The sequence below is a fragment of the Streptomyces sp. SudanB5_2050 genome, from assembly GCF_964272335.1.
Taxonomy (GTDB): domain Bacteria; phylum Actinomycetota; class Actinomycetes; order Streptomycetales; family Streptomycetaceae; genus Streptomyces; species Streptomyces rochei.
Genome location: NZ_OZ186760.1, coordinates 6434414 through 6447200 on the forward strand (window position 1 = coordinate 6434414; position 12787 = coordinate 6447200).

Genomic DNA, 12787 nt, shown 5'->3' on the forward strand with positions numbered 1-12787 from the left:
GCGCACCCGTTCGCGGCGCCCGTACGGGTCAGGGCGGACGCCGGCCGGTCCCGTCAGACCTTGCGCGCCACCCCCGCGTACACCGGCACGATGCCCTCCGCCTGTACCGCCACGTCCTCCGGGTCCGGCCGCCAGCCGGTGACCGGGATGACGCCGGGGCCCAGCAGCTCCAGGCCGTCGAAGAAGCGGGAGAACTCACCGAGCGAGCGCGGGTAGAACGGCGTGCCGCTGCGCGCGAACAGACCGGCCGCCTTCCCCACCGCCTCCGGGTTCAGATCCGGCGTGACCTGGGAGAGGACCAGAAAGCTGCCCGGCGCCAGGGCGTCCACGTACCGCTTCAGCAGGCCGTGCACGTCGTCGCCGTCGGCCGCGTCCCCGAGGTAGTGCGTCAGGGCCACCAGGGACAGGGCGACCGGCCGGGCGAAGTCCAGCGACTCGGCGGCCAGCCGCAGGATGGTCTCCGGGTCGCGCACGTCCGCGTGGACGTACTCCGTCGAGCCCTCGGCGGAACCGTGCAGCAGCGCCTCGGCGTGCCGCAGCACGATCGGGTCGTTGTCGGCGTAGACCACCCGCGCCTCGGGCGCCACCGCCTGGGCGACCTGGTGCAGGTTCGGCTCGGTGGGGATGCCGGTGCCGATGTCCAGGAACTGGCGCACCCCCGCCTCGGCGAGGGTCCGCACCGCACGGTGCATGAACCGGCGGTTGGCCCGCGCGCCGCGCACCGCCGTGTCGTCCGCGGCGAGGATCTTGCGGGCCAGTTCCTCGTCCACGGGGTAGTTGTCCTTGCCGCCCAGCCACCAGTCGTAGACCCGGGCCGGGTGCGGCCGGCTGGTGTCGACGGGAGCGGCGGCGGACGTGGCGTCGGATCCGGTCATGCGGTGTGCTCTCCTCGGGTGCCTGGGGGGTCGGGACCGCCGGGTCGGAAGCTTTCGAGGCGGCCGGTTCAGAAGTTCTCGCGGTAGCGGCGCAGGATCTTCTCGGTGCGCTGGGTCGAGGCGGCACGCGCCGTCATGTGGTCCAGGACCTCCAGGTGCGCGGAGACCTCCGTGCGGGAGTCCAGGTACAGAGCGCCCGTCAGGTACTCGGTGAAGACCATGTCGGGCAGCTCCGGCTCCGCGAACCGGAACAGGGTGAACGGCGCGTACGTCCCGGGGTGCGGCCCGTCGTCGAACTCGGCGACCTGGAGCGTGACCCGGTCGCGGGTCGCCAGCTCCAGCAGCTTGTCCAGCTGGTCGCGCATCACCCGTCCGTCGATGCTCACCGGCCGCCGCAGCACCGTCTCGTCCATCACCACCCACAGGTGCGGCGGGTCGGCGCGCTCCAGCAGCCGCTGCCGCTCCATGCGCAGGGACACATGGCGTTCGACCGCGTCGCCGCCCGCGTTCCCGATCGTGCCCGCCTCCATGACCGCGCGCGCGTAGTCCTCGGTCTGCAGCAGCCCCGGCACGAAGTGCGGCTCGTAGGAACGCACGATCCGCGCGGCGCCCTCCAGGCTCACGTACATGCTGAACCAGTCCGGGAGCACGTCGTGGTAGCGCTGCCACCAGCCCGGCTGATTGGCCTCCTCGGCCAGCGCGACGAACGCGGAGACCTCCGCCGCGGGCACCCCGTACGCCGTCAGCAGGATCTGGACGTACGGTATTTTCAGCGCGACCTCGGCCATCTCCATGCGCCGCACGGTCGCCGGGGCCACCCGCAGCACCTTGGCGGCCTCCTCGCGCTTGAGGCCCGCCGTCTCCCGCAGTTCCTGCAGCCGCCTGCCCAGGACCACCTGGCCCACGGTGGGTGCGGCCCGCCGCTCACTCACGCCACGCCTCCCCAACGCGCCCAAGTCTCACCGCAGTCTGTCATGTTCCCCTGTCAGTCTCACAGGGGTGGTGGTGGATCAAGGCGCGGAGCGGCGTCATTACCCGACGGGTAATCGACCGGGACCGCGCCGGACGCGATCGTGGAGTCACCGGGTCACGGGCAGGCGCACTCCGGCCCGTGACCCGGCCCCCCAGCAGTGTCCCGACCCCGACGGAGGGTGACCTGTCATGTCCGCCAACCAGTTGGCCGTCCTCGCCCGCACCGCCGAACCGCAGCTGATGCTGCGCCGCTTCCTGGCCCTCGACGCGGTGGTGACCGGCACCAACGCGGTCGCCTACCTCACGCTCTCCGGACCGCTCGGCCGGCTCCTCGGCGCCCGCTCCGGACTGCTGCTCGCCCTCGGCGCGTTCCTCGCGGTCTACGCCGGCTGCGTGGCGCTGCTGGCCGCGCGCACCCGGCCGCCGGCCCTCGGGGTGCGGGCGGTCGTCGAGGCCAACCTCGCCTGGGCGGCGGTCAGCTTCGCCGCCCTCGGTCTGTGGCTGTCGCCCACCACCACCGGTGCGGTGTGGACCGTCCTCCAGGCGCTGGTCGTCGCCGGGTTCGCGCTGCTCCAGTACGCGGCGCTGAGGCAGCGTCAGGACAGCAGCGTGTGAAGGTACTTGACCGTCGCCGGGTCGGCCGGGAGCAGCGTCTCGATGGCCAGCTCGGCGACGGTGACGTCCATCGGCGTGTTGAACGTCGAGATGGAGGAGATGAACGAGAGGGTCCGTCCTTCGTGCTCGATCTGCATCGGCAGCGCGAAGTACGGCACCGGCTCGGCCGGCTCCTCACCCGCCCCGCTCTCCGGCACCGGATACGCCGCCACCTCCTCGTACAGCGCGCGCAAGGGCTCCGAGCGGTGCAGGGCGATCTGGCGCCGCATCTGCTCCAGCAGGTGCCCGCGCCATTCGCGCAGGTTGCGGATGCGCGGCGCCAGTCCCTCCGGGTGCAGGGTCAGCCGCATCGCGTTGACCGGTGGCTGAAGCAGGTGCTCGGGCAGGCCGTCCAGCAGCATCAGGATGCCCCGGTTGGCGGCCAGCACCCGGTACGTCGCGTCCACGACCAGCGCGGGGTAGGGCTCGTATCCCCGGATCAGCCGCTCCATGCCCTCGCGCAGGGCGTCCAGCGCCGGGTCGTCCAGCGGGGTCTCCGGGTAGTGCGGGGCGTAACCGGCCGCGAGCAGCAGCGCGTTGCGTTCCCGCACAGGCACGTCCAGGTGCTCGGCGAGCCGCAGCACCATCTCCTCGCTCGGCCGGGAGCGGCCCGTCTCGATGAAGCTGATGTGCCGGGCGGAGGAGTCCGCGCGCAGCGCCAGCTCCAGCTGGCTGACCCGCCTCCGCTCCCGCCAGGCCCGCAGCAGTGGGCCCACGCCCTGGGCGGTGGGGACGGTGTCCGACACGAGTGCGGTCATACCCGCACGGTAGCCGACCGGGGCCGCCGTCGGAGTGCCGGTCCCGCCCGGCCGGGGCCGGGTGCGCCGCCCTGTGGCAGGCTGAGGGAGCCGAGCCGCCCCGGCGGCGCCGTCCAGGAGAGGAGCGCGGCCCATGCCCGTCGAACCGCTGTCGCAGAAGGAGATCGAGGAACGGCTGGCCGAGCTGCCGGGCTGGTCCCTCGACGACGGCCGCCTCACCCGCACCTACCGGCTCGGCTCGCACTTCGCGGCGACCGCGATGGTCGTCCACGTCGCCCAGGTGCAGGAGGAGCTGGACCACCACTCCGACCTGACCCTCGGCTACGACACCGTCTCCCTCGCCGTGCACACCCACAGCGCGGGCGGCGCCGTCACCGAGAAGGACGTGGAGCTCGCCCGCAGGGTGGAGGACCTGGCCACCGGCCACGGGGCACACTGACGGGTGTGCTGGACTACGACAAGGAAGCGGAAGTCTACGACGCCTCACGCGGCGGCGAACCCCGCGCCGAGGCCGCCGCACGGGCGGTACTGAGCCTCGTTCCGCCGCGCGCCCGCGAGCTGCTCGACGTGGCCTGCGGCACCGGCATCGTCACCCGCCGGCTCGCGGCCGGCCGTGCGGCCCTGCGCGTCACCGGGGCCGACCTCGCGCCCGCCATGGCCAGGCGGGCCGCCGCCCGGCTGCCCGGCGCGGTGGTGCTCGCCGACAGCCGCCGGCTGCCCTTCCGGGAGGGCGGATTCGACGCCGTCACCAGCGTGTGGCTGCTCCATCTGGTCGGCGGCGAGCGGAACGTGCGGGCGGTCGTCGGCGAGTGCGCGCGCGTGCTGCGCCCCGGCGGGGTGTACGTGACCACCGTCGACAAGGGCCCCTCGCACAACGTCGGCAGCGACATCGACGCGGTGCTCGCCGACCGCCCGCCCAGCACCGCGCACGACGCCGCCCCCCTCGTCGAGTCCTGTGCCCGCGCGCACGGCCTGGTCCCCGCGGGCGAGGCCCGCTTCACCGGCCACGGCCAGGGCCGCAGTCCGCGCCGCACCATCGCCGACCTGAGGCGCGGCTGGTTCGTCACCCTGCCGCCGGGGGAGCCGCTCGCGGAGGAGTTCGCCGCCCGCCTCGCGGCCCTGCCCGACCAGGACCGGCCCCGACCCGACCCGGTGTTCACCCTGCGGGCGTTCGCGAAGCCGTAGCGGACCCGTGAATTGCCGGGCCCCGGGCGGCAACCCGGCGGCCCCGGGCGGCGACCAGGAGGCGGAACCCATCCGTCCTCCAGGAGGTTCGTCCCGTGAGCCACCCCCACACGCACCGCAGACGCCGTCCGCTCGTCCTCGGCGCGGCCCTCGCCGCCGCCGGGCTCGTCGGCACCGGCCTGACCACGCTCACCACCGACACCGCCCAGGCCGCGACCGCCCGGCAGGTCGAGGCCCTCGACCGGGGCGTGGTCAGCGTCCACACCGGCGACGGCAATCTGGTCAGCTGGCGCTGGCTGGGCACCGACCCGGACGGCGTGGCCTTCAACGTCTACCGCGCCGGCACGAAGGTCAACTCCGCACCGCTCAACGGCTCCACCACCTTCTTCCACGCCGGCGCCCCCTCGCACGCCGACTACACCGTCCGCGCGGTCGTCGGCGGCACCGAGCAGGGCGACTCGGTCCACGCGATCCAGTTCCGGGCCGGGTACAAGGACGTGCCGATCTCCCCGCCCGCCGGCGGCACCACCCCCGACGGCGTCGCCTACACCTACGAGGCCAACGACGCCTCCGTCGGCGACCTCGACGGCGACGGCGCCCTCGACCTCGTCCTGAAGTGGCAGCCCACCAACGCCAAGGACAACTCCCAGTCCGGCTACACCGGCAACACGATCGTCGACGGCGTCAAGCTCGACGGCACCCGGCTGTGGCGCGTCGACCTCGGCCGCAACATCCGCTCCGGCGCCCACTACACGCAGTTCCAGGTGTACGACTACGACGGCGACGGCAAGGCCGAGGTCGCCATGAAGACCGCCGACGGCACCAAGGACGGCACGGGCGCGGTCGTCGGCAGCTCCTCGGCCGACCACCGCAACTCCTCCGGCTACGTGCTGACCGGCCCCGAGTACCTGACCATGTTCAACGGGCAGACCGGCAAGGCCATGGGCACGGTCGACTACGTACCCGGCCGGGGCAACGTCTCCTCCTGGGGCGACTCCTACGGCAACCGCGTCGACCGCTTCCTGGCCGGCACGGCCTACCTGGACGGCTCCCGCCCCTCCCTGATCATGGCGCGCGGCTACTACACCCGGTCGGTCATCGCCGCCTGGGACTGGCGGGACGGCCGCTTCACCCGCCGCTGGACCTTCGACACCGACTCCTCCACCAACGCCGGCAAGGGTTACGACGGCCAGGGCAACCACCAGCTCTCCGTGGCGGACGTCGACGGCGACGGCCGGGACGAGATCGTCTACGGCGCGATGGCCGTCGACGACAACGGCCACGGCCTGTGGACCACGCGCAACGGCCACGGTGACGCCCTGCACGTCGGCGACCTCGACCCGTCCCGGGCGGGCCTGGAGGAGTTCAAGGTCGACGAGGACGGCTCCAAGCCCTCGTCCTGGATGGCCGACGCCCGCACCGGTCAGATCATCTGGGCCACGGGCGCGAGCGGCGACAACGGCCGCGGCGTCTCGGCCGACATCTGGTCCGGCAGCGCGGGCGCCGAGTCCTGGTCGTCGGCCGAGAGCGGCATCCGCGACCCCAAGGGCACGGTCGTGAACAGCCGCAAGCCCTCCAGCACCAACTTCCTGTCCTGGTGGGACGGCGACCCCGTCCGCGAACTCCTCGACGGCACCCGTGTCGACAAGTACGGGACCTCCGGTGACACCCGCCTGCTCACCGGCTCCGGCGTCGCCGCCACCAACGGCACCAAGGCCACCCCGGTCCTGTCCGGCGACATCCTCGGCGACTGGCGGGAGGAGATCGTCTGGCGCACGTCGGACAACAGGGCCCTGCGGATCTACTCCACCCCGCACGACACGGACCGCAGGATCACGACCCTCCTCCACGACCCCCAGTACCGCACGGCGCTGGCTTGGCAGAACACCGCCTATAATCAGCCGCCGCACCCGAGCTTCTTCATCGGCGCGGGGATGGCGACGGCACCCAGGCCGGCGGTGTACACGCCCTGATCCGGGGCCCGCGTCCTCACGCGGCCTTGTCCACCGGCGGGCGCTTCCCGCCGGTGACCACCTCCCTGACCCGCCCCTGCGTCAGCCGCGTCCGGGAGGCGAGCACCTCCAGCGGTACGCCCCGCCGGTACGCGGCGCGCAGGGCCGCGTCCCGGCAGTCGTGCAGTCTCTTCCTCGCGGCCTTTCCCGTGACCGTCCGGTGCAGCAGCGCCGCCAGTGCGAGCATCAGCCGCCCCGCCGCGCCCTCCCATGTCCGCGCCATACGGCGCCCCCTGTCCTCGCCACCCACTCCTGCTGACACAACGGTCGAAGAAGTGCAGCGCGGCCACAAGGGCGTGAAACGGGCGCACAGGTCCCGGAAGCGGGAGGGGCGCGCCGTACGCACGCGCCCCTCCCGCGAGGTCACGCCCGACCGCAGACCCGGTCACCCATCGCGAACGACGCCGGTGCCGCGTTCGTCCCCGACCAGCTCCCGGTGAAGCCGAAGCTCACCGAAGCGCCCGGTGCCACGTCGGCGTTCCAGCCGACGTTCCTCGCCGTCACCACCGTGCCCGACCGGGTGTGCTCGGCGTTCCACATCTGCGTCACCTCCTGGCCGCCCGGGAACGACCAGTCCAGGGACCAGCCCCGCCACGCGGCGGTGCCCGTGTTGGTGAGCCGCACATCGGCCTGGAAGCCGCCCGCCCACTGGTTGGTGACCTTGTACGTCACCGCGCAGGTGCCGGCCGGCTCCGGGTCCGGTCCCGGACCGGGGCCGGTACCGGCGGTGTCGCCGTAGACGATCCCGCGCCCGTTGGTCGCCACGTACACCCGCCCGTACACCCGCGGGTCGCCCGTGATGGCCGCGCCGGTCCAGCCCCACTGGTGGGCGTCGTCGTTGACGCGGGTCCAGGTGGCGCCCCGGTCGGTGGAGCGGAAGATGCCGCGGACCCCGGCGATCTTCGCACTGGTGTACAGGGTCTGGTACGAGGCGCCCGGCGCCGCCTTGCCGAAGCCCACCGTGTCGGCCTCCTCGACGTTCGGCAGCTCGGTGAAGCTCGCGCCGCCGTCCGTGGAGTGCCACAGCCCGTACGGGCCGTCCGCCGCCCCGCCGGCCAGCCAGATGTCGCCCTTCGCACCCGGCAGCGCCTTGAAGCGGACGCTGTCCCCGGCGGGCAGTCCGGTGGCCGCCGCCGCGGTGAAGGTCGCGCCGCCGTCCGTACTGACGTAGAACTTCCCGGACTTGAAGCCGTAGAAGGTGTTCGGGTCGACCCGGTCGGACTCGACGACCGCCCCGGCCGGGATGCCGCTCGACGCCTGCCAGGACGTGCCGAAGCCGTGGGTGAAGTGGACGCCGGCGCCCTGCGGGCTCCACACGAAGCGCTTCCCGTCCGCGCCCGCGGCCACCGTGCCGCCGCCGCTCACGCCCGCCGGGTCGGTCCCGCCGAACCAGTTGGCGCCGTTGTCCGTGGAGAAGGCGATGTGCGGGCCCGCGTCCAGGTTGCCGGCCCGCACGACGACGTCCGGGTTCGACTCCGCGAAGTCCAGGCTGGTGGTGGAGGTGAAGTTCGGGGAGGTGAACATCATCGACGGCACCTCGGTCAGGCTCGTGTGCCGGAAGCCGCCGATGTCACCGAGCGCGCTGAGCAGCGGGGCACCCGACGGGGGAGCGGCCAGGTCGTTCACCGCCGTCTCCTCCAGCCCGCGGACCATGGGCTCGATGGCGAACTTCCCGCCCTCGTCGTCCCAGACCGTGAGGTTCTCCGTGCCGTAGATCGTCGCCCCGGTGCCGTACATCATCCGGTCCGAGTCGAACGGGTCGATCTCCAGCGCCTCCGTCATCCAGCCCAGCTTCGGCGTCTGCTCGGGCGGCGCTGGGTTCGCGCCCCAAGTCAGCCACGGGGACGAGGAGACGTCCATGGTGTAGCGGTTCTCGCGCGTCGGGTACGACGTGTACTCCCACGCCTGCGTCCAGGTCGCGCCGCTGTCCGTGGACCGGTAGATCTGCGTGTCCGGCCACCAGGAGCTGTACGCCGTCGCCATCACCGTGCCGGGGTTCTGCCGGTCGACGGTCAGTCCGCTGAAGCCGAAGTAGGTGTCGGCCTCCGCGACCGGGCTGATGTCCGTCCAGGTGCCCGTCCCCGTCGCGTACCGGTACAGCCGGCCCTTGCCGCCGTCGTAGGGGCCGCCGGTGTCGCTGTAGGCGAGGTAGAGGTAGCCGTTCTCCGCGTCCAGGACGCCCTTGTGCGCCAGGTAGCCGGTGGGCTGCCCGGCGACCCGCTGCCAGGTCGCGCCCGCGTCGGTCGAGCGGTAGACGGCGTTCTCCTTGTCGGCGACCCCCACGTAGACCGTCTTCGTGGGCGTGCCCGCCGTGCCCGTGGACTCGTCGAAGGTCACCCAGACGATGCCCTGGTTGTCGGAGGCGTAGCCGCTGGTGTCCGTCGGGTCCTGCGCGTAGTTCCCGGGGTTCGGGAAGGCCGTCACCTCGGACCAGGTCACGCCCGCGTCCGTCGAGCGCCACAGGCCGTGGCCGCTGGGCGCGCCCAGGTACAGCACGTCGTTGTCGTGCGGGTCGACGGCCAGCCGCTCGCCCATGCCGCGGCCCGGCATGTTGCCGCCCAGCTTGAACGGCAGGTCGGCCTTCTCCCAGGTGGCGCCCCGGTCGGCGGAGCGCAGCACCGCGCCGTTGCCCGGGTCCCAGTCGTTGGTGTACGTGCCGACCGCCGCGTACACCCGGTCGGGATCGACGGCGTCGGAGGCGACGCTGACCACGCCCGTGTGGCCCCAGTCGTCCCAGCCGACGTGGTCCAGCAGCGGGGCCCAGGACTTCGTCCCCTCCTGCCAGCGGTAGGCCCCGCCGATGTCGGTGCGGGCGTAGGCCAGGTCCTTCTCGGAGCGGTTGAAGACGATGCCGGGGACGAAGCCGCCCCCGTCGACGCGCGCGTTCTTCCAGGTGTAGGTGTCGGCGGACACGGCGGCCGGCCTCGGTGACTCGGCGGCCAGCGCGGCCGGCGGGCCGCCGGTGAGGAGGCCGGCCGCCAGGGCCAGCAGGGCTGTGAGGAGCCGGGTTCTTCGCACGGTGGGGAACCGTCCTTCCGTCAGGAACAGAACACATGCGAGGCCGGGCGGCCCTCGGCGTGGACGAGGGCCGCCCGGCAGGTTGTCCCGCCGTCCGGTGGCGGGACCGAGCACGCGGAGCCGTCGAGCGCCACGGGGGAGGAGCGGTGCCCCCGCGCCCGTCAGGGGCGCGGGGAACTGCGCGACCGGCCACACACGGCCCGCAGCCGAGGAACCGCCTATCCCGCCCGGCGCTCCGCGGGGGCTATTCGAGAAGCTCCGCGTACGAACCCATGGCGAGGGCGATGTCCGCCTGCGCCCAGAACCGGTGGTACGTGAACGTGGGCGCGGCACCGCCCGCGAGATAGCTCTCGATCTTCGACCAGGCGGGGTCGTCCTGGTAGAAGGAACGGATCGAGGAGAAGGTCGACGACGCGTCGATCGTGTCGCCGTTCGGCATGGTCCCGGTCCAGCCGTTGGGGACGTGCACCGGGTCGTCGAAGCGGTTGTAGTCGGCGCGGGTCTCCGGGACGGCGATGCCGAGCGCGTCCTGGTTGTTCTCCCACATGCCGTCCAGCAGCGCCTTCGCGGTCGCCGCCGCCTCGGTGTCGCCCGAGCGGTCCGCGTAGTACGTCAGCGTCTTGGCGTAGGCGGCCGCCACACCGACGTCGTTGGTGTAGTCCGCGACCGTGACGTGCAGCGAGGCGTTGTCACCGGGGGAGGCCGCGTTCCAGGTGTCCGGCTGCCCCGACCACTTCAGCGTCGAGGGCATCAGGAAGCTGCCGTCCGGGTTGACCGTCGTCTCCGACAGCGCCCAGTCGACCCACTTGTCCAGGACCTCCTCGGCCCGCGCGTCGCCGCTCTGCCGGTAGTACTCGGCGACCCGCTCCATGGACCACGCCTGGAAGCCGAACCACTGGTTGGACGGCGGGTCGTGGTACACCGGCTTCTCGTCGTAGTACATGCCGTAGAAGGTCGGCGTACCGGCCGGCGGCGTCGCGTAGCGGCCCGCCCAGCTGTTGGTCGCGCCGCCCGCGATGGCGCCCTCGTCGGACTGGAGCCAGCGGTAGAACTCGATCTGCCGGTCCAGGGACTTGGCCCAGTCCGCCGCGCCCGTCGCCGACTTCGGCTTCAGGTCGTCGTACGTGCTCAGCGCGTACGCGGCCAGCGGGTTCTGGTAGCCGCCGTGGGTGTGGCTGGAGCCGATGCGCCAGGCCCAGCCCGCCGAGGTGTCGACCGCGCCGCCCCACGCGTAGTACCAGGACAGCAGGTAGTGCGCGGAGTCCTTGCCGGTGCCGGCCGGGCAGCTCGACGGCCCCACGCAGTTCCCGACCTTCTTGAAGTACTTGTCGTACATCGCGTAGCGCAGGTAGTCGCCCATCTTGGCGGCCTTGTCCAGGGTGCCGGCGATCTCCTCGCCCTTGCCCTGCTCCTCGGCCCAGATGTCCGCCCAGTACGCCGCCTGCACCGCCCGCGCGTCGGCGTCCGGGGCGTTGGTGAACTTCCACTGCTTGGCGTAGGAGGCGTCACCCGTGAACAGGTCCAGGTAGCCGTTCTTCCCGCCGTACTTGAAGGCGTCGCAGGTCGGCTGCGGCACCGTCTCCCACACCGACTCCTGCGCGCCGCGCTGGAAGGTGTTGATGTACGACGGACCGGTGTCGGAGGGGCCCGCCTCGCACTTGCCGGGCGAGTTGCCGTAGCCGTAGGTGTTGTCGACGTCCTGGAGCCAGTGCATGCCGTAGACGTCGTCCGTGCCGTACGCCGACTTCAGCTCACCGGCGATCGGGTCCGGGCCGACGGAGACCGTGCCGTCCAGCTTCGCCGGGTACTCCTGCGGCGTGTCCAGCTCGGGGGCGTAGGTCGCCGGCTTGGACGCGTTGTAGGAGGAGTTGGTCGGCTGGTCGGCGTGGGTGGGGATCATGTAGGTCTCCATGATCTCCCAGGCGTTGTTGAACCGGTCCCAGTCGCCGGTCACCTTGCCGTACATGGCCTGGAGCCACAGCAGGTAGCTGTACGCCTCGGACGTGGTCTCGTGCCCGTGGTCCGGCGCCTCCACGATCAGCGTCTCGACCGAGTGGTACGGGATGCCCTCGGGGGAGAAGTAGCCGTTGGCCGGGTCGGTGATCTTCCCGTACAGCTCCAGGAAGCGGGCGTCGTAGTCCTTCCGGGCGCCCAGCTGGGTCACGGTGACCGTGGCCTTGCCGTGGCCGGGGGCCGTGGACTCGAAGACCGCCGAGCCGCTGCCGGAGGCGTCGGCCGCGATGGTCACCCGCTGCGCGGTGTTCCAGTTCGACGGAGTGAAGGTGAGGCTCGCCCCGGCGGAGACCGACAGACCGGAGTTGCCGCTCGCGCGGGCCGTCGTCACGGTGACGTTCGCGGTCGGCTGCTTCGACAGCTTGACCTCGAAGCTTCCCGACTCGCCTTGCTGGACACCCAGTTGAGCCGGCGTGGCGACCACGGTCGGTCCCGAGGCGACCGTGATGCCGACCGGCACGGAGGCGGCGGAGGCGCCCATGCTGTCGTACGCCTTCGCCACCAGTGAATGACTGCCCACGGTCAAGCCAGAGGCCGAGTGCGTGAAGGGCGCGCTGGTGTCGGTGCCCAGCAGCGTGGTGTGGTCGTAGAACTCCACCTTGCTGATGGTGGCGTTGTCGGCCGCGGCGGCCGTGGCGGCCAGCGGGACGGCCTCGCCCTGCGAGTAGACCGACCCCGGCTCCGGGCTGGTCAGCACGGTGATCGGCGGCTGGTGCGCGCCGGCGCAGGTGGTGCCGTTGACGGCGAAGTTCGTCGGCGCGGTGTTGGTGCCGCTGTAGGTGAACTGCCCGCCGGTGGTGACGGCGGCGCCGGCCGCGACCCGGGCGTTGTACGTGGCGTTCTTGACGGTGACGGTCTTCCCCGACTGGCTCCAGCTGCCGTTCCAGCCGTTGGTCAGCCGCTGGTTGCCCGCGTAGTCGTACGTCAGGGTCCAGCCGTCGATGGGGTCGGTGCCGCGGTTGGTGAGCGTCAGTTCGGCGGTGAAGCCGGAGCCCCAGTCGTTGGTCCGGTAGTCCACGCTGCACTGGAGTGCGGCCGCCTGGGCGGGAGTCGAACCGGTACCCAGCATGGTGAGGGGTAACGCGAGGGCCGCCAGCGCGGCCGTCCACAGCCGCCGCGCGGTGCGGCGTCTGCGTCTGTGGGCGGGGTGCATGGTGCTGGTTCCTCCTTGCGGCTCGGGGGTGTGGGGGCGGAGCAACAAGCCTTGAACCAGTGGGAGCGCTCCCATAGTGAGGAGGGGGGTCGGTGCGGTCAAGATGTGTGAAGAGTCGAAAAGATTCGACAGTCGGCGCCGGGAGAA

Annotated in this window: 10 protein-coding genes; 4 read left to right on the plus strand and 6 right to left on the minus strand. The window is 72.3% G+C overall.

The window, feature by feature from the left end:
- Positions 1 to 53: 53 nt before the first annotated feature.
- Positions 54 to 875: an SAM-dependent methyltransferase gene (locus ACFZP7_RS28480; RefSeq protein ID WP_031017915.1), complete on the minus strand. Its 822-nt coding sequence runs from the start codon at positions 873 to 875 to the stop codon at positions 54 to 56.
- 68 nt (positions 876 to 943) lie between these two features.
- Positions 944 to 1807 (minus strand): helix-turn-helix transcriptional regulator, encoded by an 864-nt coding sequence (locus ACFZP7_RS28485; RefSeq protein ID WP_031017912.1) that lies wholly within the window; start codon positions 1805 to 1807, stop codon positions 944 to 946.
- Between the two features lie 229 nt (positions 1808 to 2036).
- On the opposite strand from ACFZP7_RS28485, the gene ACFZP7_RS28490 reads away from it, so the two are divergent.
- Positions 2037 to 2462, plus strand: a complete 426-nt coding sequence (locus ACFZP7_RS28490) for a hypothetical protein (protein WP_199577520.1) — start codon at positions 2037 to 2039, stop codon at positions 2460 to 2462.
- Here the strand turns inward: ACFZP7_RS28490 and ACFZP7_RS28495 are convergent.
- Positions 2444 to 3259: a helix-turn-helix domain-containing protein gene (locus tag ACFZP7_RS28495; protein WP_385636604.1), complete on the minus strand. Its 816-nt coding sequence runs from the start codon at positions 3257 to 3259 to the stop codon at positions 2444 to 2446. The two genes, ACFZP7_RS28490 and ACFZP7_RS28495, sit on opposite strands and share 19 nt — an antisense overlap.
- 133 nt (positions 3260 to 3392) lie before the next feature.
- On the opposite strand from ACFZP7_RS28495, the gene ACFZP7_RS28500 reads away from it, so the two are divergent.
- The 3 genes from ACFZP7_RS28500 to ACFZP7_RS28510 all read left to right on the plus strand — a co-directional run bounded on the left by ACFZP7_RS28500 (position 3393) and on the right by ACFZP7_RS28510 (position 6417).
- Complete coding sequence (locus tag ACFZP7_RS28500; protein WP_019328693.1) at positions 3393 to 3698, plus strand: 4a-hydroxytetrahydrobiopterin dehydratase; 306 nt, start codon at positions 3393 to 3395, stop codon at positions 3696 to 3698.
- A 5-nt stretch (positions 3699 to 3703) separates the two neighbouring features.
- The gene (locus ACFZP7_RS28505; protein ID WP_019328694.1) at positions 3704 to 4444 is read left to right on the plus strand and encodes a class I SAM-dependent methyltransferase; all 741 of its coding nucleotides are present in this window, start codon (positions 3704 to 3706) and stop codon (positions 4442 to 4444) included.
- A 95-nt stretch (positions 4445 to 4539) separates the two neighbouring features.
- Complete coding sequence (locus ACFZP7_RS28510) at positions 4540 to 6417, plus strand: rhamnogalacturonan lyase (protein WP_385636607.1); 1878 nt, start codon at positions 4540 to 4542, stop codon at positions 6415 to 6417.
- A gap of 16 nt (positions 6418 to 6433) precedes the next feature.
- Here the strand turns inward: ACFZP7_RS28510 and ACFZP7_RS28515 are convergent, their stop codons facing one another.
- The 3 genes from ACFZP7_RS28515 to ACFZP7_RS28525 all read right to left on the minus strand — a co-directional run bounded on the left by ACFZP7_RS28515 (position 6434) and on the right by ACFZP7_RS28525 (position 12640).
- Positions 6434 to 6679 (minus strand): hypothetical protein, encoded by a 246-nt coding sequence (locus ACFZP7_RS28515; protein ID WP_107477411.1) that lies wholly within the window; start codon positions 6677 to 6679, stop codon positions 6434 to 6436.
- 140 nt (positions 6680 to 6819) lie between these two features.
- Positions 6820 to 9474: a cellulose binding domain-containing protein gene (locus tag ACFZP7_RS28520; protein WP_385636609.1), complete on the minus strand. Its 2655-nt coding sequence runs from the start codon at positions 9472 to 9474 to the stop codon at positions 6820 to 6822.
- Between the two features lie 244 nt (positions 9475 to 9718).
- The gene (locus ACFZP7_RS28525; protein ID WP_385636611.1) at positions 9719 to 12640 is read right to left on the minus strand and encodes a glycoside hydrolase family 48 protein; all 2922 of its coding nucleotides are present in this window, start codon (positions 12638 to 12640) and stop codon (positions 9719 to 9721) included.
- Positions 12641 to 12787: the final 147 nt, after the last annotated feature.

Excerpts from the sequence above, each read along its gene's own strand:
- ACFZP7_RS28500 (WP_019328693.1), top strand. The coding sequence starts at position 3,393 with ATGCCCGTCGAACCGCTGTCGCAGAAGGAGATCGAGGAACGGCTGGCC.
- ACFZP7_RS28480 (WP_031017915.1), bottom strand. The coding sequence starts at position 875 with ATGACCGGATCCGACGCCACGTCCGCCGCCGCTCCCGTCGACACCAGC.
- ACFZP7_RS28515 (WP_107477411.1), bottom strand. The coding sequence starts at position 6,679 with ATGGCGCGGACATGGGAGGGCGCGGCGGGGCGGCTGATGCTCGCACTG.
- ACFZP7_RS28490 (WP_199577520.1), top strand. The coding sequence starts at position 2,037 with ATGTCCGCCAACCAGTTGGCCGTCCTCGCCCGCACCGCCGAACCGCAG.
- ACFZP7_RS28495 (WP_385636604.1), bottom strand. The coding sequence starts at position 3,259 with ATGACCGCACTCGTGTCGGACACCGTCCCCACCGCCCAGGGCGTGGGC.
- ACFZP7_RS28525 (WP_385636611.1), bottom strand. The coding sequence starts at position 12,640 with ATGCACCCCGCCCACAGACGCAGACGCCGCACCGCGCGGCGGCTGTGG.